The sequence below is a fragment of the Pseudonocardia ammonioxydans genome, from assembly GCF_900115005.1.
Taxonomy (GTDB): Bacteria; Actinomycetota; Actinomycetes; order Mycobacteriales; family Pseudonocardiaceae; genus Pseudonocardia; species Pseudonocardia ammonioxydans.
This window is the reverse complement of the sequence record NZ_FOUY01000039.1, coordinates 13518-32796: the sequence shown is the minus strand read 5'-3', so window position 1 is coordinate 32796 and position 19279 is coordinate 13518. Positions and strand designations below refer to the sequence as shown.

Here is a 19279-nt window from a genome sequence, read left to right as displayed (position 1 = left end):
TGCCCGAGGCACGCGCTCTCAGGTCCGATCGATGATCAAATCCTTCAACAGCGTGTCCGGGTCGGCCGCGGCCGTCGGCGGGATGGTCCTGTCCTTGCCCAGCGCCCGCTTGACGGCCATGAAGTCCTTGGGCCGGTTCACCGACTCGGACGCGATCAGCGCACCCTCGCGGTAGTAGAGGACCGTCACGTCGTTGCCGCTGGAGCTCGAACGGACCACATAGCTGTCGTGTCCACTGGAGATACCGGCGATCTGCAGCTTCAGGTCGCGCTGGTCGGACCAGAACCACGGTACCGCCGGCGGGGGCGGCGCGACGCCGGCGACGGCGGCGGCGACCGCCCTGGCCTGGTCGTTGGCATTCTGAACCGATTCCACTCCGAGCAGCTCGTCGGATAGGTGGGGGTGGGGCAGCACGGTGCAGTCGCCTGCGGCGAACACCCCCCGGTGGCTGGTCCGTCCTGCGGTGTCGACGACGATGCCGCGCCGCACCTCCAGTCCGAGCTTCTCGGCGAGTTCGGTTCCGGGTACCGCACCGACGCCGACGACGACGAGGTCAGCCGGGAGTTCGCGGCCGTCGGCCAGCTTTACGGCCTGCACCCGGCCGCTGTCACCGACGATCTCGCGCACCTCTGTGTCGAGTTCGAAGCGGACGCCCCATGCTCGGTGCCGGTCGAGCAGGAACTCTGACAATGGCGCCGCGCTGACCCGGCTCAGCAGGCGGTTCTCGCGCTCGACGACGGTCGTGTCGAGTCCGCGGGCGGACGCGACCGCGGCCGCCTCCAGGCCGATGTAGCCGGCGCCGAGCACGACCACCCGGTGTGCCCTGGCCAGCCGTGCGCGCAGGGTTTCCGCGTCGTGCAGGCTACGCAGCGTGCAGACCCCGTCAAGGTCCGCGCCACCGATCGGGAGTGTGCGGGCCCGGGCCCCGGTGGCCAGGACCAGGTGGTCGAACGCGACGGTATCGCCGCCGGCGCAGCGGGCGCTGCCCGCTCCGGAGTCATCGATCTCGAGGTCGGCAACCGGCCGGCCGGTCCGGACCTCGATCCTGGCCTCGCGGAAGAAATCCGGGGTGCGCAGCGCCAGGGTGTCGTGGTCGGTGGTGCCGTCGAGGAATGCCTTCGACAGCGGCGGTCGCTGGTACGGCGGGTGTGGTTCGTCGCCCAGCAGCAGGATCGGCTCGTCGTGGCCGAGTTCGCGCAGCGAGGCCGCCACGCGGACTCCGGCTTCGCCGGCGCCCACCACGAGTACCCCGGTACGGGCGGGAAGGTTCTGCGGTTCGCTCATTGCTCGGGCGCCACCGTGACCTCGACACCGTCGAGCTCGTCGGTCATCGGGATCTGGCAGGACAGCCGGCTGGCGGCGGTGCGCTCGGCCTCTGCGTCGTCGAGCATCTCGTCCTCGAAGTCACCGACCTCGCCGACCGCGTCCCGGAACGGGTCGGCGACGTAGACGTGGCAGGTGGCACAGGCCAGCGCGCCACCGCACTCGGCGACGATCCCGGGCACCCCGGCGCGGGTCCCCGCTTCCATGATCGACGAGCCGTTGCGGGCTTCGACTACGTGCTGGGAACCGTCGGGCGAGTTGAAGACGATCTTGGGCATTCCTGTTGCCTTTTCGAATCGGGGTCGGCCCCCGCGCCGGCCGGCCGGCGGAGCCGGCCGACGGCGGAGGTGACGGTGGGGCTGGTCCGGCCTAGAACAGCTCGAAGTACTCCCGGTGCTCCCAGTCGGTGACCCCGTTGACGTAGGTGTCGGCGTCGGGGTTCTCTGCGACCCAGGCTTCGTACCGGGTGATCTCACTGCGCTTCATGGTGACCAGGTAGTCGACGAAGGTGCTGCCGAACTCGCCGCGGAAGAACTGGTCGTTCTCCAGCACCCCGACGGCATCGGACAGGCTGGTCGGCAGCTGCGTGACGTCGGCGGTGTAGGGGTCCTCGCTCAGCGGGCCGGGCGATGTCTGGTTGACGATGCCGTCGAGTCCGGCCACGACCTGAGAGGCCATGTACAGGTACGGGTTGGCCGCGGCCTCGCCGACCCGGTTCTCGACGTGCGAGGCCTTGTCGCCGGGAGCGCTGATGACCCGCATCATCGCCGCGCGATTGTCGTAGGCCCAGGTCAGCCGGTCGGGCGCCAGCGAGTAGGGGCGTCGGCGGCGGTAGCCGTTGATGGTCGGGGTGGTGAACACCGACGCGGCCGCACCGTGTGCCAGCTGCCCGCCGACATAGTGCCGGCCCAGCTCGGACAGCGCCTCACCCTCGCCGGGGACCATCAGGTTCTCCCCGGTCGTGGCGTCGGCCACCGAGGTGTGCATGTGCCAGCCACTGGCGTAGAAGCCCTCGATCGCCGGCGTGCACATGAACGAGGCAAGGTAGCCGTGTCGCTTGGCAGTTTGCTTGACCGCCATCTTGAACAGGCTGGCCGCATCGGCCGCGGCCATCCCCTCGAGCACGTCGAACGTCGTTTCGACCTGGCTGGGGGCCCACTCGTCGTCGAAGGACCGCAGCGGCAGCCCCATCGCCAGCACCGAGTCACGAATGGGAGTGAGCGCATCGTCGATCTCGTCGAGGTGGTCGACGAGCAGGTAGTTGTAGCCGCGTGCGACCGGAGCGACCTGGGGTGGGTCCGCCGGAGTGCCGGGCGCCCCCAGCGAGCACTTGCCGAGCAGGTCATCGACGATCCGGGTGAGATACCACTCCATCTCGATGCCGGCGACGAGCTTGTAGTTGCGCTCGGCGAGCTTGGCCAGCGAGTTCCGCAGGATGGTGCGCGGCGCCAGCGGGAACAGCGCCCCGTTGCTCATGTAGAGGTCGGCGAAGACCACCGCGGTCTTCGGCGCCCACGGCAGCAGCTGGAACGTGTCGGGGTCGGGGACCATGGTGATGTTCGGGCTGCCGCCCAGGCCCTCGACGGCGAATCCGCCGTCGGCGCTGAACGGGTTGAGCACGATCGCGTTCGCCGGGTCGAAGAAGAACGGCGCCATGGTGATCTCGTTGCCGGACTCGAGCGCAGCGAAGTACGCCGCCCGGGTCAGCGCCTTGCCCCGCAGCAACCCGTGCTGGTCGGGCCAGACGATCCGGATCAGCTCGACGTCGTTCTGCTCGACGAGCTTCTTCGACCGCTCGGCGGCCTCGATCTTCTCCGGTCCGTACAGGCCGTGTCGTTCGATGAACTTGCCGGTGGTGGGCATGATCTCTCTCCTTCGGGGATCAGTGTCGGGGGCGGTCGGACGGGAGTAGGTCGAACCAATGACCGAGCAGGGCTCGGGCATCCGGGGCGCCGTCGGCGAAGTACCGCTCGGCCTCGGCGTGCATCGCGGCCACGTCGACGCCGAACCGCTCGAGTTTCGGGCCTTCCACCTCGAGCACGTCGTGCACGCCGGTCATGGTGATCTCGGGATGGAACTGAACCGCAAGTGCCGAGCCGAGGGCCCAGGCCTGGACGTAGCGGTCGGATGTGGCGAGCACCTCGGCGGTCGCGGGTGGGGTCATCGAGTCGGAGTGGAACGAGAAGAACTGGCCGGCAATCCCACCCGCGGTGGTGTCGGAGGGCTTGACGTCGATGATTCCGGCCTCCAGGCCGGTACCGCCGGGGTGTGCGGTGCCGCCGAGTGCCCGGGCCAGCACCTGGGAGCCGAGACAGATCGCCAGTACGGGAACGTCGGCATCGACGGCGGCGGACAGGAACCGGCCCTCGTCCTCGAGATACGGGTGGTCCTCGTAGGCGGCCTGCGGCCCACCCATCGCCACCACGGCGCCGACCTCGTCGAGCTCGGAGAGCTGCTCACCCCGGTACGGCCGCACGATCCGGCACTCGTGGCCGCGGTCGCGGGCGATCTCGTCGACCAGGCCGACGTCGGCCCGATCCACGTGGGTGATCACGGCAATGGTCGTCATGGCTGTGGCCTCGGTTCGATGTCGGTGCCCCAGGGGTTCCAGTGGTCGATCCGGGCGAGCGCGCCCATCAGGGACATCACCTTGGCCCGGTCGACGGCCACCCAGCTGTCGTCCGGAGTGATCTCGTAAGGGGTGAAGTCCCAGACCGCCAGGTGTCTGGCCTGCTCGATCAAGGGCGTGGTACTGGACAGTTCCCGCTCGAGACGGGCGACGCGCAGCCGGAGCAGAGCGTTCTCCCGTCGCAGAGCCTCGAGCTGGTCCGGGGCATCAGGAGCGTCGGGAGGCATCTCAGAACACCAGCGTCAGATTCTCGTGGATCTGGTCGGAGTCGAGCAGGTTGATCTGCTTGAGCTTGATCCGCCATCCTCCCTCGGTCTTTCTCAGGACGTGGCCGTACCAGCCGGGGTAGGTCTTGGTGACCCCAGCGCGGAATTCGTGCACCACGACGTTGGAGCGGACCAGCTGTTCCCCCGTCGCGGGGTCGACGGTGGTCTCGACGTTGCCGATGACGCGCCGGGTCCGCGAGGCCGGGATCTGGCTGAACGCCAGCCCGGTACGCAACCAGTAGACCCGGTCGGTGAGGCGACGCCGGTCGTCGAAGGCGTGCGAGACCTCGGTGGTCGGGTCCCCGCCGCCGGCAGTGACCGGCACCCAGTACAGGCAGTCGTCGGTGAAGTGCTCGAGCCAGTCGTTGAAGCGGCCCTCATCGATCAGGCGGGCCTCTCGGGTGAGGAAGGACTGGACCCGCACGATCTCGTCGGTGCCGGCGCTCGGCCAGTCCTCGCGCAGCAGCGCGCACTGGCGGGCCAGCTCGTCGTAATAGCGCTGGTCAATGTGGTACGACCAGGACGAGGTGTCGGCGTACTCGGCGGGAAGGGGGCTGCTCATCGCGTGGTGTCCTCGCTCATCATCTCCTGCCAGGCGGCGTAGTAGCGGCGCATGTGCAACTCATCGGTCGCTCGGCTCGACACCACGCCGTCCGGTCCGACCTCCTGCCAGCCGGGCACCCCCAGGCCGCGGTTCATCAGGACCCACTCGGCCTCAGGCGCGGCGAGACCTCGTTGGACCTCCTCGAAGTTGGCCTGGTCGTCCGGCTCACCGAAGGAGGGGAAATCCTCCTGGGTGCGCATCCGCATCGTGTTCACCTCCGACGGCACGCCTCCGACCGTGGTGGCGTGCCAGGTGAGCTGGGTGCGTTCCACTCCGAGCGGCTCGATGACCTGGACCTGGTTCCCGATGATCAGCAGGTTCGGGAAGATGTTCAGGTTGATCTGCGAGCCGATGGCCAGGTCGAGCAACCGGTCGGCGTCGTCGCCGTGCTCGGCACGGATCTTCTCCTCGAACCGCTCGCGGCCCGGCTGCGGGCGCTGGTTCGCCCAGAAGCTGCCCGGGCCGTCGTAGTTGGGCCGTTGGTCGATCACGCTGTGCCCGTTGCCGAGCATGTAGGTCCGCATCAGCCCCTCGTCCGGTGAGACACCGAAGTAGGCCATGTCCTTGCTGGTGCCCATCCGGGACGCCATTTCCAGCAGCGACCGGTGCGAGAACGCCGGGTGGTAGCCGTCGCCGGCGTTGTCGTAGGCGAGCTTCCAGTTGCCCCGGTAGCCCATCCGATTCGCCGCACTACGGACGACGATCTCGCCTTGCGGCGCGCGGTCGATCCAGTAGTCCAGCCAGCCCGCCGCCGGGCCGAGCCAGTCCACCACCGACGGGGCCGACTCGTTGAGCGTGCCGAAGACGAACCCACGGTAGGACTCCACCCGGGCCACCTTGTGCAGCCCGTGCTCGGCCCGGTCGAAGTCCTCGCCGTAGCCCTGCGGCCACGGGGTGCCGACCAGCTCACCGGTATTGCGGAAGGTCCACCCGTGATACGGGCACTGGAAGCTCTTCGCGACCCCGCTCTCCTCTCGACACAAGGTCGCTGCGCGGTGACTGCACCGGTTGAACACGGCGTGCAGACTGCCCTTGCGGTCCCGGGTGACGATCACGGGACGCAGCCCCATCCGGACCGAGAGGAAGGAGTTCGGCTCCGGTAGCTGTGACTCGTGCGCCAGGTAAACCCACGAGCGCCCGCCGAACACCTTCACCATCTCCTCAGCGAAGACCGCCGGGTCGGTGTACAGCGTCCGGTGTACTCGATCCTCGCGCACGAGCGCCGCGTAGTCGGTGCGCGACGGTACCGGGATACCGGACAGGGAGTCGCGTTGAAGTGTCATCACTGCTCCGAGACGAGTGGTGGGTGAGGTGCGTCAGCTACGACCGCTCCCGGTCGGCCGGAACGCCGAACCGGGTGTTCGCCAGACAGGGAGATGTCGCGCAACGGCAGACCCGGCCTGTGGTGGGGAGCCGCCGGCCACCGGCCCAGGCCGCTCGAGAGGGGTGGACGAGCGACCTGCTGGGCACCGTGTTTCGTGTTTCGTATACGGTACTATGGCGTAGCAGCCCGGATCGCGCAAGCACTTAGACTCGGCAACGAGCCGTGCGGGCCGCAGTCCGGTCCACTGCGGTATCGGACCGGTCCGTACCTACGCAGGACCCCGCGACCCGGTGACGACGGACAGCAGACGTGGAGGTCGCGGCATGGTGCTCCAGCCCATCGGGCGTGGCGGTACGCCTCTCGCCGACGAGGCGTACCGCCGGATCAGCGAGGCGATGCTCGCTGGTGACCTGCCTCCAGGGTCACGCCTGGTCATGGACGCACTCGCCGAACGGCTCGAGATCAGCCGCACCCCCGTGAGGGACGCGCTGCGCCGTCTGGAACGCGAAGGCCTGGTCGAGCCGACCGGCCGCAAGGGCTACACGGTGCGCGAGATCGCCACCACCGACCTGGAGCACCTCTACGAGTCCCGGATCGCCGTCGAGGCCTTCTCCGCACGCCGCGTCGCCGAACTCGGCGAGCCGGCAATCCACATCGTCGAGCAGACGATCGAGGACGCCGTGAAGAGTGGGGCGCAGACCGCGGCCGAGACCTACCACCAGAACCGCATGATCCACCGGTCCGTCGTCGAAGCTGCCGCGAACCCGATCCTGACCGAGATGTTCGACAGCATCTGGGACCGCGCCAAGGCGCTGCAGATCTTCGAGCAGTTCCACAAGCTCGCAGCCGATGCCGGAGAGTTGCTGACGGAGCACTACGAGCTGACCGACGCCATGCGGGTCGCCCCGGACCACGCCTACGAAGTCATGCACCAGCACATCATCGTCGGGTACAAGGCCCACAAGGACGGCTGACCGATGCCGCCGCCCACCAGGACGGTGGACGGCGGCGGGTCGGGTCGGCCCGGTCGGGCCCGGAGGTCAGGACAGGGTCTCGGCGAACTTCGGGACCGCGTGCTGGAGCGCGTACTCGGTGGCCAGGGTCGAGCCGGCCGAGAAGGCCTCGACGAGCGTCTCGTCGTCCAGGATCAGCAGGTTCCCGGCCTCGGCGGACGGGATCTGGTTCAGCACGGTGTCCCCGCGCAGCGGCGCCGCGTCCCCGCCGATCGGGAACATCACGGTGAGGTCGGCGGAGAGCTGCTCGATCTGCTCGCGGGCCAGCTGCACGTAGAACGTGTCCCCGGCCTGTGCCTGCAGCTCCGGCTTGTTGACGAAGCCGAGGCTCTCCATGAAGTCGACCCGCGCGTCACCGCGGACGTAGGCGCCGTACTGGTCGGCGAAGCGCGCGCCGACCGCGACGTTCTTGCCGGCGAACTGCGGGTTCGCGGCCTTCGCCTCGTCGAACTTCGCCTGCAGGTCGGCGATCTGCCGGGCGCCCTCCTCGGGCTTGCCGAGCGCGGCGGCGACCATCTCGGTCTGCTGCTGCCAGCTCGTGCCGTAGGCGACCACACCCGGGGGTGCCGAGATCGTGGGCGCGATCTTGGAGAGCTCGTCGTGCTTCTCCTGGCTGTTGTCCGAGCGGGTGTTGAGGATCAGGTCCGGCTCGAGCGAGGAGATCTGCTCGTAGCTCAGCTCCATGGTGCCGAGCTGGGCCGGCGTCTCGGTGAACAGGTCGGCCGCCCACGGGCCGACGCCCTTGCCGCCGAACTCCATCCAGTCGCTGACACCGACCGGCTGGACCCCGAGCGCGAGCGCGGCCTCGGCGTCGGACCAGCCGAGCGCCACGACCCGCTGCGGGTTCTCCGGCGCCGTGACCGGCCCGAACATCGTCTCGATGGTGGCGCCCCCGGCGGCCGGCTCCTCCTCGACCTGGCCGCAGCCGGCGAGCACGAACAGGGCGGCGAGGACGCTCGCCACGACGGCCACCGGGCGGCGGCGAAGGGACATCATGCGGTGTTCTCCACTTCATCGGTGATCGTCGCCGTCGGAGCCGCGACGTGGTGCCGTCCGATCGGGACGATCATCGGGGTCCCGGACACCGGATCGCGCAGGACGTCGGCGTCCAGCCGGAACACCTCCTTGATCATCTCGGGCGTGACGATCTCGGACGGCTTGCCCTCGGCCATGATCTGCCCCGCCCGCATCGCGACCAGGTGGTCCGCGTAGCGGCACGCCAGGTTCAGGTCGTGCAGCACGACCGCGATCGTCGTGCCGGAACGCCGGTTGAGGTCGGTCAGCAGGTCGAGCAGCTCGACCTGGTTGGCGAGGTCGAGGTAGGTGGTCGGCTCGTCCAGCAGCAGCAGGTCGGTGCGCTGGGCGAGCGCCATCGCGATCCAGACCCGCTGGCGCTGCCCACCGGAGAGCTGGTCGACGGGCCGGTCCGCCAGCTCCCCGGTGGAGGTGACGGCCAGGGCCTCGGCGACCGCGTCGTCGTCCTCGGCGTTCCACTTGCGGAACCAGCCCTGGTGCGGGTAGCGGCCCCGGCTGACCAGGTCGGTCACGGTGATGCCGTCCGGCGCGACCGGGGACTGGGGCAGGATGCCCAGCACGGTGGCGACCTCGCGGTTCGGGACCGTGCCGATGTCGCGCCCGTCGAGGTAGACCGTGCCCCCGACCGGGGTCAGCAGCCGGGCCAGCGCCCGGAGCAGCGTCGACTTCCCGCAGCCGTTCGGGCCGATGATCATCGTGACGCCCCCGGTGGGGATGTCGATGCTCAGATCGTCGACGACCTGGCGCCGGTCGTAGGCCAGCCGGAGGTGCTCACCGCGCAGGGTGTGCCGGGTCCCGGTGGGCTCGTCGTCGGTCATCGGTCATCCTCCTCGGCCGGCTCGGTTCATCGTCGCCAGCAGGAACAGCAGGTACGGGGCGCCGATCGCGCCGGTGAGCACGCCCACCGGGAGCAGCGGCAGGCCGGGGGTGTGCTGGGCGGCGAAGTCGGCGATCAGCACGATCAGGGCGCCGACCAACGCCGAGGGCAGCAGCGCCGCGCCGCCGTCGCGGGACAGGGTGCGCCCGATCGGACCGGCCAGCAGGGCGACGAACGCGATCGGGCCGGTCGCCGCCGTCGCCACCCCGGCGATCGCGACCGCGACGATCAGCAGCGCCAGCCGGGTCTGCTGGACCGGGACCCCGAGGCCCCGGGCGGTGTCGTCGCCCATGCCCAGCAGGCCCAGGACCCGGGAGAGCACGGCCAGGACCGGCACCAGCACGGCCAGCGCGACGGCCAGCGGGACCGCCTGCGACCAGTTGCGCCCGCTGAGGCTGCCACTGATCCAGACCAGCGCCTCGGAGGCGCTGGTGACCTGGGCCCGGGTCATGAAGAAGCTCACGACGCTGAGCAGCAGGGCGGCGAGACCGATGCCGATGAGGATCAGCCGGTACCCGGAGACCCCGTCCCGCCAGGCGAGCACGTACATCACGGCCGCCGTGAGCAGCGCACCGAACAGGGCGATCACCGAGACCGCGATCCCGTCCAGGCCGATCACGACGATCCCCAGCACCGCGGCGGCGCTCGCCCCGGTACTGAGCCCGATCACGTCGGGGCTGGCCAGCGGGTTGCCCAGCAGGCTCTGGATCACCGTGCCGGACAGGCCGAACCCGATCCCGACCAGGATCGCGGTGACCGCCCGGGGCAGGCGCAGTTCCAGGATCACGTAGTTGGTGTTGCGGCTGCCCTGCCCGGCCAGCGTGGAGAGCACGTCCGGCAACGAGATCACGGACTCGCCGACCGAGAGCGCGACCGCCCCGACGAGCGCGACGGCCGCGGCGAGCACGACGCCGATCGTGATCCGGCGGGTACGGGTGCCGGCCCGGGTGCGGCGGATCGCCGCCCGCTCGGCGGCGGCCGGGTCCGCCACGACGGTCTGCAGGTCGACGCTCACAGGCTGCTCACCCGCCGTCCGCGCACCAGCGCGATGAAGATCGGTGCCCCGATGGCGGCGGTGAGGATCCCGACCTGGACCTCGCCGGGGCGGGCGATCAGCCGGCCGACGACGTCGGCACCGAGCACCAGGACCGGGGCGAGCAGTGCCGCGTAGGGCAGCAGCCAGCGGTTGTCCGGACCCGCGATCAGCCGCGCGATCTGCGGCACCGCCAGGCCGACGAAGCCGATCGGGCCGGCCGCGGCGGTCGCGGCACCGCACAGGAGCACCACCGCGAGCCCCGAGACCACCCGGGCGCGGGTGACGTTCTGGCCCAGGGCCCGGGCCATGTCGTCGCCCATCGCGAGGGTGTTCAGCAGCCCGCCGGACAGCAGCGCGATCACCGACCCGACGACGATGAACACCGCCACCGCCCCGACGACGTCCCAGCCGCGGCCGGCCAGCGAGCCGACCTGCCACAGCCGGAACTGCTCGAACGCGTCGGACCCGGTGAGCAGCACCGCCGTGGTGAAGGAGACGAACGCGGCGTTGGCCGCGGCGCCGGCGAGCGCGAGCTTGATCGGGGTCGCGCCCTCGCGGCCCAGCGAGGACACCCCGTAGACGAGCACGGCCGCGATCGCGGCGCCGACGAAGGCGAACCACACGTAGCCGGTGAGGGTGGTGAGCCCGAACAGGGTGATCCCGGTGACGACCAGCAGCGACGCCCCGGCGTTGATGCCGAGCACGCCGGGGTCGGCCAGCGGGTTGCGCGCCACCGCCTGCATGACGGTCCCGGCGAGCCCGAGCGCGAGGCCGGCGAGCACGCCGAGCACCGTGCGCGGGACCCGCTCGTCCCGGACGAAGAGGTGGTCGTTGTTCGTGGGGTCGAAGGCGGTGAACGCGTCGACCACGGTGCCGACCGGGATCGACTTCGCGCCGATCATGACACTGAGGACACAGGCGACGACCAGCGCCACCACGGCGAGGGGGATGCCGATCAGCTGCCGTCCGGTGTGGGTGTCGCGCCGGACCGGTTGCACGTCGGTCCCGGCCGTGGTGCTCATCGTGAGGCTGCCCAGGCGGTCAACACGGTTCCTCGTCACCTCAGGACATCACATCAGGACATTAGGGACGGCTAACCTATGTCTCCCGCCCGAATCTCGGCAAGACGACGAGGCCGGATCGTCGCGTGAGCGTGATCGCAGCGACCCTGGCCGGGCCCCGCACCCGCGGTCACGAGCGCCCGGGCGTCGTCCGGCCGTGCAGGATCCCGTTCGCCTGGTGCATCCCCCACAGCATCCCCCTGATCAGGTCGGCGACGTCGCCGAGCGGGCTGTCCTCGGCGTCCGTGCGCCGGTGCACGCGGGTGCCGGCGACCGCGAACCGCCGGGTCGGCACGGCGGCGGCGACGGCCGCGACGAGCAGCACCCCGGCCAGCGCGCCGGTCGCGGACCCGAGCGGGAGCACCGCGGTGAGGAGGCCCACCGCGACCGTCGGGAGGCCCGCGCCCAGGTAGTACACGACGTAGGCGGTGGCGGTGAGGCCCGCCGCACGGTCGCCCACCGCGATCGTCTCGACCACGCCGTGGGCACCGCCGTAGGCGAGGCCGTGACCGAACCCGGCGACCGCGGCGGTCCCGAGGACCACCGGCAGCGGGGCCGACCCGCCGGACACGACGAGCACCACCAGGCCGGTCCCGAGCAGGCCGAGCCCGTAGCGCTGTGCCCGGACGGCCCCGAGCCGGGTGAGCAGGCCCTGCGCCGGCAGGGACGCGAGCACCACGAGCGCGGCGACCGCCCCGAGCGCGGCCGTGCCGACGTCGCCGGCGCCGCGGGCCAGCACGCTCGGGACCAGCCCGAGGAACAGCCCGGCCACCGCCCACGACACGAACCCGTTCGCCATCGCGGCGAGGAAGGGTTCCCGGCTGCCGACCGGCAGCTGCGGCGCGGCCTGCGGCCGGCCGCCCAGCGTCCCGACCGGCAGCGGCCCCGGGGTGCGTCCGAGCCGGACGGACACGACCGCGACGAGCACCACGTGCAGCAGGTGCACGGTCGCGTGCGGGGCCGGGGCCGGGGCGAACTCGGCCACCAGGCCGGTCAGGCCCGGCCCGGCGGCGGTGCCGGCGAGGAAGGCCAGCGCGCCCGCCGCGGCGAAGCGGCGCCGGCGGGTGCTGGAGACGGTGTCGGCCAGCACCGCCATCCCCGCCCCGGTCGCCGCGCCGAGCGCGATCCCCTGCAGCGCCCGGCCGGCGACCAGCCACGCCACGCCGTCCCCGATCGCGAAGCAGACCGACCCGAGCGCGGCCACGACCAGCCCGGCCCGGACCATCCGCACCCGGCCGATCCGGTCCCCCAGCGGCCCCAGGACCAGCAGCGCCGGAACGCTCACCACGGCGTAGACGGCGTAGATCACCGTCAGCGTGAGGTCGTCGAAGCCCAGCCGTGCCTGGTAGCCGGGGTAGAGCGGGCCGGCCATGTTCGCGCCGAACGCGAGCGACGCCAGTGCCACCGCCATCGTGAGCGGACGGGCCCCGGGGCGACGGGAACGGGGCGGGGCGGGGTGGGCGGTCGACGTGAACACGGCCCCAGGTTGCGGTGCCGGACTGCTGCAGAGCATCGAAAGACCTGATCGGAAACCGTGTACACAACGAACACGATGTGATCGCTGCAGCTCATCCACGGCGCGGCGTCGCGGAGGCCGCGCCACGGGTGACCCGACTCTCAGGACACCGCGACTTTCAAGACACCGCGACTCTCAGGACACCGCGACTCTCAGGACACCGTGCTTCTCAGGACACCGTGCCGAGGATCGGCGACAACGCGGCGCAGACCTGCCGCAGCGCCGTCAGCCCCGCGGCGATCGCGGGCTGCTCGGCGGACCCGGCCCGCACCGCGGCGACCACCCGGCGGATCGGCACCGGCGGCGCCCCGACGGGGACGCGCCGGGTGTCGTGCCGGGTGGGCAGGTCGGCCAGGCGCGGGACCAGGGCCACCCCGAACCCGCGGGCGACCAGCGCGGCACCGGTGTCCCACTCGTCGGCGTAGTGCGCGACGTCGGGGGCGAACCCGGCGCTGGTGCAGGCCAGCGTGACCAGCTGGTGGTACGCCCGTCCGGGGTTGCTGCCGATCCAGGGGTCGGCGGCGAGCTCGCTCAGCGCGACGTCGTCCCGCCCGACCACCGGGTGCTCGGGCCCGACGAGCATGTCCAGCGGTTCGTCGTAGAGGACGTGCTGCTCGAACGCCTCGTCCGAGGCCGGCGGGATGTCCGGCGTCGCGACGACCACGACGATGTCGGTGTCGTCGGCGGCCAGCAGGTCGAACGAGCGGGACGGCTCGGTCTCGCGCAGGTGCAGGCCCAGGCCCGGGTACTCGGTGCGGAGCGACTCCATCGCCTGCGGCACGACGGCCGCGGCGGCGGTGGAGAAGCCGCAGAAGCGCAGCAGGCCGCCGACGCCACCGGTGCGGTGTGCGGCGAGGTCGGCCCGCGCCCGTTCCCACTGGGCCGCGAGCGCCTCGCCGTGTGCGAGCAGGGTGCGGGCGGCCGCGGTCAGCCGCACCCCGCGCCCGTCGGGCTCGAGCAGCACCACGCCGAGCTCCCGGCTCAGCGCCTGCATCTGGTGCGAGACCGCGGACGGCGTCAGCCGGCACACCTCCGCCGCGGCCGTCACGGTCCGGTGCCGCTCGATCGCCCGCAGCACCCGGAGACGCCGATCGATCATGTACGGACCTTACGAGGTCGACGGGCCGCTCAGGCCACCTGGAACGACCGCCGGGAGAAGCCGACGCTGTAGCCGTCCAGTGTCGTCGTCACCGGCGCCGTGGGGTCGGCGGCCGCGCCGAGCGTGAGGAACAGCGGCGTGAAGTGCTCCACGGTCGGGTGCGCGTAGGGCATCCCCGGCGCGGCGGTGCGGAAGCGGCTGAGCTCGGCGACGTCACCGCGGGCCAGCGCCTCGGCGGCCCAGGTGTCGAAGTCCGACGACCAGCCCGGCACCTGGTTCTCCAGGAACATCTCCCGGGTCAGGTACGGCATGCCGTGGGTCATGTGCCCGGAGCCGATCACCAGCACGCCCTGCTCGCGCAGCGGGCGCAACCGCTCGCCGACGGCCAGCAGCCGGTCCGGGTCGTCGGTCGGCAGGCTCAGCTGCAGCACCGGGATGTCCGCGGCCGGGTACATGATCTTCAGCGGCACCCAGGCGCCGTGGTCGAGCCCGCGCCGGGCGTGCCGGTGCGGCTGCTCGGTGTCCGGCATGAGGCCGGCGACCTGGCGCGCCAGCGCACCGGCGTCCGGGGTGTCGTAGCGGAACCGGTGGTACATCGGGTCGAAGCCGCCGAAGTCGTACACCAGCTCGTCGGGCCGGTCCGCGCTCACCGACAGCGGCGCGGACTCCCAGTGCGCGGAGACCACCAGGATCGCCGTCGGCCGGGGCAGCGAGCGGGCCCAGTCGTGCAGCGGGCCGAGCCAGTCCGGGTCCTCGAAGGGCAGCGGGCCACCGCCGTGGGACAGGAAGAGCCCGGGCAGCGGGCCGTCCTGCGGCGTCCACGGGCGCAGTGGCTCCGCAGCGTCGAGGGCGGCGACGCGCCGCAGGTGCTCGGCGAACGGGTGCGCCGCCGGGATGCGGGCGTCGGCGAGCGCGGTCGACGTGGGACGGGGCGTGGTCATGGGAGCTCCTCGGTCTCTGCCGTGGTTCGGGAGGGTGCAGAACGGGCGTGCCTCAGGGGACGACGGCGAACCCGCCGGTCCAGGCGATCTTCTCGCCGGCGGCGAGGCTGATCTGCAGGAAGCCGAGCGCCTCCAGCTCACGGGCCCGGCGCAGCGACCCGGCGTCGACGGCGCGCAGCCCGCCCGCGGTGACGATCCCGGCCAGCGCGGCCTTGGCCTCGGCGTCGTCGCCGGCGATCAGCACGGTCGTGGGCTCGCCGCCGACGGTGCCCGCGGTCAGGGTCGCCGCGAAGGTGGTGTTGAACGCCTTCACCACCCGGGAGCCGGGCAGCGCGGCGGCGATCTCGGCGGTGGCCGACCCGTCGGCCGGGACGACGAGGGAGTCGAACGTCGCGAAGTCCACCGGGTTGGTGATGTCGACGACGACCTTGCCGGCCAGCTGCTCGGCGCGCCGGGCCACGATGTCGGCGACCGCGCCGTACGGCACCGCGAGGACGACCACGTCGCCGGTGACCGGCGTCGCGCCGTCGCCCGAGCCGAGCAGCTCGACGGTGTTGCCGCCGCGGCCGACGACCTCGGCGATGGCCGATCCCATGCTGCCGGTACCGATGATGCTCACGTGTGCCATGTCCGTGCTCCTGTTCCCCATGCTTGGTTGTTGCTACAACTGTCATCAGAGAGAGCAAACTTGAAGCTTCAACCATTCCGTCGGAGGACGTGACCGTGACCACACCCTGGCTGGACCGACGGCAGCTGCGCGCCTGGATCCGCCTGCGGGCGGTGACCGAGCTGCTGCCGGGCGCGCTGGACACCCAGCTCCGCCACGACGCCGGCGTGAGCGAGTTCGAGTACTTCCTGATGGCGATGCTGTCCGAGGCGCCCGACCGGACGCTGTCGATGACCGAGCTGGCCCGGCAGGTCAACGCCACACTGCCCCGGCTCTCCCACGTCGTGACGCGCCTCGAGGGGCGGGGCCTGGTCGGGCGCCACCCGCACCCGCAGGACCGCCGGACCACCAACGTCCGGCTGACCGACGACGGCTGGGCCACGGTGCGCCGCGCGGCGCCCGGTCACGTGACCACCGTCCGCCGCCACGTCGTCGACACGCTCACCGAGGAGCAGATCGACCAGCTCGCCGCCATCGGCGACGCGATCCTCGCCGAGCTGGACCCGGACGGGACGATGGCCGCGACCTACACCCGGTACGACGACCAGGAGCCCGGGCGGCCGAAGCCCGCAGCCGGCACGTGACCCCTCGCACGCGGGGCCGGAGAAGACTCAGCCCCGACCGGCAGTGCCGGTCGGGGCTGAGTCCTGTGCGCGCCCGAAGGGATTCGAACCCCTAACCTTCTGATCCGTAGTCAGATGCTCTATCCGTTGAGCTACGGGCGCATGTGCGTTCTTCACTTGTCGGCGTCGCCAGGCCCGTGAGGCCCGCCACGCCGGCGCGGAGGCTCCGGGATTTGAACCCGGGATGGGGGGTAACCCCAAACCGCATTAGCAGTGCGGCGCCATAGACCAGACTAGGCGAAGCCTCCCCGGTGCCTCACGGCCACCAGCGAGGGCAACACTACACGGCGCCTCAACCGGCTTCGAACCGGGGGGCCGGGACTCGCCGGCACCCCCGGTCCGGCCGGGCGGGACTCAGCGTCCGGCGAGGTCCACGAAGGGGGACAGCGACTCCGGGTTCTGCAGCGCACCCGCCGACACCGCCTTCTCCGGGTCCGCCCCGGAGAGGATCTTCTTGACCGGCACCTCGCACTTCTTGCCGTTCAGCGTCCGCGGGACCGCGTCGACGACCATGAACCGGTCCGGGACGTGCCGGGGCGAGAGCTCCTTGCGCAGCGCCGTCCGCAGCGGCGGCTCGACGTCGTCGAGGGACACCCCCTCGTCGAGCACCAGGAAGCAGAGCAGCGCCCCCTCCTCCCGCGCGCCCAGCGCCGTGGTGTCGATCACCAGCGAGTCCGCGACGCCGGGGAAGTTCTCCACGACGGAGTAGAAGTCCGCCGTGCCCATCCGCACCCCACCCCGGTTCAGCGTCGAGTCCGAACGCCCGTAGATCACGAACGAGTCGCGCGGGGTGCGCCGGACCCAGTCGCCGTGCCGCCAAGTGCCCGGGAAGTCCTCGTAGTACGACTCCCGCAGCCGGGTGCCGTCCGGGTCGTTCCAGAACCTCACCGGCATCGACGGCGTCGGCGTGGTGATGACCAGCTCGCCGACGTCGTCGAGCAGGTCGGTGCCGTCCTCGGCGAAGGACCGCACGTCGGCACCCAGCGCGGCGCAGGACAGCTCCCCCAGCCACACCGGGACGGTCGGGGCGCTCGTCAGGAACGCCGCGCACACGTCGGTGCCACCGGAGACCGAGCAGATCTGGATGTGCTCACCGGCCGCCTCGCCGATCCAGCGGAAGCCCTCGACCGACAGCGGGGCGCCGGTGGAGCCGAGCGCACGCATCGCGGAGAGGTCGTTGTCGGTACCGGGCCGCAGCCCGGCCTTCATGCACGACTGCACGTACGGCGCCGACACCCCGAACAGCGACACCCGGTGCTTCGCGGCGAGCGCCCACAGCGCGTTCAGGTCGGGATGGCCGGGGCTGCCGTCGAACATCACGATCGTCGCGCCCACGAGCAGGCCGCCGACCAGGAAGTTCCACATCATCCAGCCGGTGGTGGTGAACCAGAAGAACCGCTGCCCGGGCCCGAGCCCGTGCTGCAGGCGCATCGCCTTGAGGTGCTCGACGACGATGCCGCCGTGCCCGTGCACGATGCCCTTCGGCAGCCCGGTGGTGCCCGAGGAGTAGAGCACCCACAGCGGGTGGTCGAACGGCACCGGGGTGAACTCGAGCGGGCCGGGCTCGGCGGTGAACTCGCTCCACGACACGGTGCCCTCGAGCGTCGCGTCCTCGTCGAGGTAGGGCACGAGCACGGTCCGGCGCAGCGACGGCATCTGTTCCTGCAGCGCGGTCACGTTCGCCCGGACGTCGAAACCCTTGCCGTTGTAGCGGTAGCCGTCGACCGCGACCAGCACCGCCGGCTCGATCTGGGCGAACCGGTCGTGCACCGCGCGGGCACCGAAGTCCGGCGAGCACGACGACCAGATCGCGCCCAGGCTCGCCGTGGCCAGGAACGCCACCAGCGTCTCGACCGAGTTCGGGGCGAGCGCCACGACCCGGTCGCCCTGCCCGACGCCGGCGCGGACCAGCCCGGCACGCGCCCGTGCCACCTGATCCCGCAGCTCGGCGTGGGTGACCGTGCGCTCCAGCCCGTCCTCCCGGACGAACTCGACGGCCACGTCGTCGTCCTGACGGCCGGGGCCGGGGGTCAGCACGTGCTCGGCGTAGTTCAGCGTCGAGCCCGGGAACCACTGGGCGCCCGGCATGTCCCGCGAGCCCAGGGTCGCCGTCGGCCGGTCGTGGAAGATCACGCCGGTGTGCTCGGCGACGGCCGACCAGAAGCCCTCGAGATCGGACACCGACCAGGCGTGCAGCTGCCGGTAGTCCGTGACGTCGGTGATCGGCGCACCGCGCTCGTCACGGGCCCAGGTGGCGAACTCGACGATCGCGGTGCCCGGGACCTCGTCGGGGTCCGGCCGCCACAGCAGCTCCGGGGTCTCCGGATCGGTGACGGTCCGCCCCGACAGCCCGGACTCCGACGGCCCGGATCCCGACGGCCCGGCGGACCCCGAGGGCTCGGACGACACGGACGGCACGGGCGGCACAGACGACATGGGCCCAGCTTCCCCGACCGGCCCGGCGGCGCACCAGTGGTCGAGCACCACACCGGGGCCCGCGCACCGGGCTCCGGCCACATCGGACCCGGCCCTGCCCCCGCCGTCGCCGCGGTCAGCGGAGGTGGGCGCCGAACCAGTTGAGGACCCGCTCCCACGCCTCGGCGGCCGAGTCCGGGTCGTCGTCGAAGCGGTAGCCGGTGGCCGGGTAGACGACGACGTCGGTCGCCATCCCCGATCTCCCGGCGGCGTCGCGGAGCCGGGCGACGGCGGCGCTGTCGGCGGCCTCGGAGTAGATGCCCAGCCACGGGCAGGTCAGCTCGGGCGCGGTCTCGACCAGCGCCGGGACACTGCGCGACGGGGACTTCTCGACTCCCTCCCCGGCGACGGTGACCGCGGCCCCCATGATCCGGTTCGCCGCCACGTGCAGTGCCACCGTGCCGCCGATGTCGAACCCGAGCACGCCCATCCGGTCGGCCTCGACACCGTTGTCGGCCAGCCAGCCGAACGCCGTGTCGCAGTCGTCCATGATCTGCCCCGGTTCGAGCCGGCCCAGCTGCGCGGCCACCTCGGAGTCGCTGCCCGCGCCGAGGTCGTCGGCGCCGTCGCGGTGGTACAGGTGCGGGGCCACGGCCAGCCAGCCGTCGTTGGCCAGCCCGGTCACCAGCAACCGCACCGAGTCGGTCACCCCACGGGCCTCCTGGAGCACGACGACGCCGCCCCGGGCCGGCCCGTCGGGTTCGGCGACCGTCAGCCGCAGTTCGCTACCGTCGGTGAGCGGAACGCCCTCGGTCCGGATACCGGTGGTCATGGCACTCACTCAACCAGA

At 71.7% G+C, this 19279-nt stretch carries 19 protein-coding genes and 2 tRNA genes; 2 read left to right on the top strand and 19 right to left on the bottom strand.

Annotated features, from left to right (window positions below; all coding sequences use genetic code 11):
* Positions 1-18: 18 nt before the first annotated feature.
* The 7 genes from BM093_RS27110 to BM093_RS27080 all read right to left on the bottom strand — a co-directional run bounded on the left by BM093_RS27110 (position 19) and on the right by BM093_RS27080 (position 6105).
* A complete protein-coding gene (locus BM093_RS27110; protein ID WP_093352217.1) occupies positions 19-1284 on the bottom strand; it encodes an NAD(P)/FAD-dependent oxidoreductase in 1266 nt (421 codons plus the stop codon).
* Positions 1281-1601 carry a 2Fe-2S iron-sulfur cluster-binding protein gene (locus BM093_RS27105; protein ID WP_093352213.1) on the bottom strand — a complete coding sequence of 107 codons (321 nt, stop codon included), beginning with the start codon at positions 1599-1601 and terminating at the stop codon, positions 1281-1283. Before BM093_RS27105 ends, BM093_RS27110 begins: the two co-directional genes overlap by 4 nt.
* A 91-nt stretch (positions 1602-1692) precedes the next feature.
* Positions 1693-3186 carry a glutamine synthetase family protein gene (locus BM093_RS27100; protein WP_093352210.1) on the bottom strand — a complete coding sequence of 498 codons (1494 nt, stop codon included), beginning with the start codon at positions 3184-3186 and terminating at the stop codon, positions 1693-1695.
* 19 nt (positions 3187-3205) lie between these two features.
* Entirely contained in the window at positions 3206-3892 is a 687-nt protein-coding gene (locus BM093_RS27095) for a type 1 glutamine amidotransferase (protein WP_093352207.1), read from the bottom strand.
* Positions 3889-4179 (bottom strand): hypothetical protein, encoded by a 291-nt coding sequence (locus tag BM093_RS27090; protein ID WP_093352204.1) that lies wholly within the window; start codon positions 4177-4179, stop codon positions 3889-3891. Before BM093_RS27090 ends, BM093_RS27095 begins: the two co-directional genes overlap by 4 nt.
* 1 nt (position 4180) lies before the next feature.
* Positions 4181-4780, bottom strand: coding sequence for an aromatic-ring-hydroxylating dioxygenase subunit beta (locus BM093_RS27085; RefSeq protein WP_093352200.1), 600 nt, complete (start codon positions 4778-4780; stop codon positions 4181-4183).
* Positions 4777-6105 carry an aromatic ring-hydroxylating oxygenase subunit alpha gene (locus tag BM093_RS27080; protein ID WP_093352197.1) on the bottom strand — a complete coding sequence of 443 codons (1329 nt, stop codon included), beginning with the start codon at positions 6103-6105 and terminating at the stop codon, positions 4777-4779. The genes BM093_RS27085 and BM093_RS27080 overlap by 4 nt, the downstream gene beginning before the upstream one ends.
* A 364-nt stretch (positions 6106-6469) precedes the next feature.
* Here BM093_RS27080 and BM093_RS27075 point away from each other — a divergent pair, with 364 nt between their 5' ends.
* On the top strand, positions 6470-7120 hold the full coding sequence (locus BM093_RS27075; protein WP_093352193.1) for a GntR family transcriptional regulator: 651 nt from the start codon (positions 6470-6472) through the stop codon (positions 7118-7120).
* 66 nt (positions 7121-7186) lie between these two features.
* On the opposite strand, the gene BM093_RS27070 is transcribed toward BM093_RS27075, so the two are convergent.
* The 8 genes from BM093_RS27070 to BM093_RS27035 form a co-directional block, all read right to left on the bottom strand.
* On the bottom strand, positions 7187-8155 hold the full coding sequence (locus tag BM093_RS27070) for an iron-siderophore ABC transporter substrate-binding protein (protein ID WP_177238732.1): 969 nt from the start codon (positions 8153-8155) through the stop codon (positions 7187-7189).
* Positions 8152-9012, bottom strand: a complete 861-nt coding sequence (locus BM093_RS27065; protein ID WP_093352185.1) for an ABC transporter ATP-binding protein — start codon at positions 9010-9012, stop codon at positions 8152-8154. The genes BM093_RS27070 and BM093_RS27065 overlap by 4 nt, the downstream gene beginning before the upstream one ends.
* A 3-nt stretch (positions 9013-9015) precedes the next feature.
* On the bottom strand, positions 9016-10086 hold the full coding sequence (locus BM093_RS27060) for a FecCD family ABC transporter permease (protein WP_093352181.1): 1071 nt from the start codon (positions 10084-10086) through the stop codon (positions 9016-9018).
* Positions 10083-11129, bottom strand: coding sequence for a FecCD family ABC transporter permease (locus BM093_RS27055; RefSeq protein ID WP_093352177.1), 1047 nt, complete (start codon positions 11127-11129; stop codon positions 10083-10085). The genes BM093_RS27060 and BM093_RS27055 overlap by 4 nt, the downstream gene beginning before the upstream one ends.
* 169 nt (positions 11130-11298) lie before the next feature.
* Complete coding sequence (locus tag BM093_RS27050; protein WP_177238731.1) at positions 11299-12645, bottom strand: MFS transporter; 1347 nt, start codon at positions 12643-12645, stop codon at positions 11299-11301.
* 208 nt (positions 12646-12853) lie between these two features.
* Positions 12854-13783, bottom strand: a complete 930-nt coding sequence (locus BM093_RS27045) for a LysR family transcriptional regulator (RefSeq protein ID WP_093352167.1) — start codon at positions 13781-13783, stop codon at positions 12854-12856.
* 29 nt (positions 13784-13812) lie between these two features.
* Positions 13813-14724 carry a dioxygenase family protein gene (locus tag BM093_RS27040; protein ID WP_093352164.1) on the bottom strand — a complete coding sequence of 304 codons (912 nt, stop codon included), beginning with the start codon at positions 14722-14724 and terminating at the stop codon, positions 13813-13815.
* Between the two features lie 52 nt (positions 14725-14776).
* Positions 14777-15352 (bottom strand): NADPH-dependent F420 reductase, encoded by a 576-nt coding sequence (locus tag BM093_RS27035; protein WP_093352158.1) that lies wholly within the window; start codon positions 15350-15352, stop codon positions 14777-14779.
* Positions 15353-15447: 95 nt separating this feature from the next.
* Here BM093_RS27035 and BM093_RS27030 point away from each other — a divergent pair, with 95 nt between their 5' ends.
* Positions 15448-15975, top strand: coding sequence for a MarR family winged helix-turn-helix transcriptional regulator (locus BM093_RS27030; protein WP_093352314.1), 528 nt, complete (start codon positions 15448-15450; stop codon positions 15973-15975).
* Positions 15976-16043: 68 nt separating this feature from the next.
* On the opposite strand, the gene BM093_RS27025 is transcribed toward BM093_RS27030, so the two are convergent.
* The 4 genes from BM093_RS27025 to BM093_RS27010 all read right to left on the bottom strand — a co-directional run bounded on the left by BM093_RS27025 (position 16044) and on the right by BM093_RS27010 (position 19261).
* Positions 16044-16116, bottom strand: a tRNA-Arg gene (locus tag BM093_RS27025).
* 56 nt (positions 16117-16172) lie between these two features.
* Positions 16173-16262: transfer RNA gene (locus BM093_RS27020), tRNA-Ser, on the bottom strand.
* A 106-nt stretch (positions 16263-16368) separates the two neighbouring features.
* On the bottom strand, positions 16369-18450 hold the full coding sequence (locus tag BM093_RS27015) for an acetoacetate--CoA ligase (protein ID WP_245773831.1): 2082 nt from the start codon (positions 18448-18450) through the stop codon (positions 16369-16371).
* Positions 18451-18565: 115 nt separating this feature from the next.
* Positions 18566-19261: a dienelactone hydrolase family protein gene (locus tag BM093_RS27010; protein WP_093352155.1), complete on the bottom strand. Its 696-nt coding sequence runs from the start codon at positions 19259-19261 to the stop codon at positions 18566-18568.
* Positions 19262-19279: the final 18 nt, after the last annotated feature.

Excerpts from the sequence above, each read along its gene's own strand:
- BM093_RS27090 (WP_093352204.1), bottom strand. The coding sequence starts at position 4,179 with ATGCCTCCCGACGCTCCTGATGCCCCGGACCAGCTCGAGGCTCTGCGA.
- BM093_RS27095 (WP_093352207.1), bottom strand. The coding sequence starts at position 3,892 with ATGACGACCATTGCCGTGATCACCCACGTGGATCGGGCCGACGTCGGC.
- BM093_RS27010 (WP_093352155.1), bottom strand. The coding sequence starts at position 19,261 with ATGACCACCGGTATCCGGACCGAGGGCGTTCCGCTCACCGACGGTAGC.
- BM093_RS27015 (WP_245773831.1), bottom strand. The coding sequence starts at position 18,450 with ATGTCGTCTGTGCCGCCCGTGCCGTCCGTGTCGTCCGAGCCCTCGGGG.
- BM093_RS27085 (WP_093352200.1), bottom strand. The coding sequence starts at position 4,780 with ATGAGCAGCCCCCTTCCCGCCGAGTACGCCGACACCTCGTCCTGGTCG.
- BM093_RS27065 (WP_093352185.1), bottom strand. The coding sequence starts at position 9,012 with ATGACCGACGACGAGCCCACCGGGACCCGGCACACCCTGCGCGGTGAG.
- BM093_RS27075 (WP_093352193.1), top strand. The coding sequence starts at position 6,470 with ATGGTGCTCCAGCCCATCGGGCGTGGCGGTACGCCTCTCGCCGACGAG.
- BM093_RS27035 (WP_093352158.1), bottom strand. The coding sequence starts at position 15,352 with ATGGCACACGTGAGCATCATCGGTACCGGCAGCATGGGATCGGCCATC.
- BM093_RS27055 (WP_093352177.1), bottom strand. The coding sequence starts at position 11,129 with ATGAGCACCACGGCCGGGACCGACGTGCAACCGGTCCGGCGCGACACC.
- BM093_RS27105 (WP_093352213.1), bottom strand. The coding sequence starts at position 1,601 with ATGCCCAAGATCGTCTTCAACTCGCCCGACGGTTCCCAGCACGTAGTC.
- BM093_RS27045 (WP_093352167.1), bottom strand. The coding sequence starts at position 13,783 with ATGATCGATCGGCGTCTCCGGGTGCTGCGGGCGATCGAGCGGCACCGG.
- BM093_RS27110 (WP_093352217.1), bottom strand. The coding sequence starts at position 1,284 with ATGAGCGAACCGCAGAACCTTCCCGCCCGTACCGGGGTACTCGTGGTG.
- BM093_RS27040 (WP_093352164.1), bottom strand. The coding sequence starts at position 14,724 with ATGACCACGCCCCGTCCCACGTCGACCGCGCTCGCCGACGCCCGCATC.
- BM093_RS27080 (WP_093352197.1), bottom strand. The coding sequence starts at position 6,105 with ATGACACTTCAACGCGACTCCCTGTCCGGTATCCCGGTACCGTCGCGC.
- BM093_RS27070 (WP_177238732.1), bottom strand. The coding sequence starts at position 8,155 with ATGATGTCCCTTCGCCGCCGCCCGGTGGCCGTCGTGGCGAGCGTCCTC.
- BM093_RS27100 (WP_093352210.1), bottom strand. The coding sequence starts at position 3,186 with ATGCCCACCACCGGCAAGTTCATCGAACGACACGGCCTGTACGGACCG.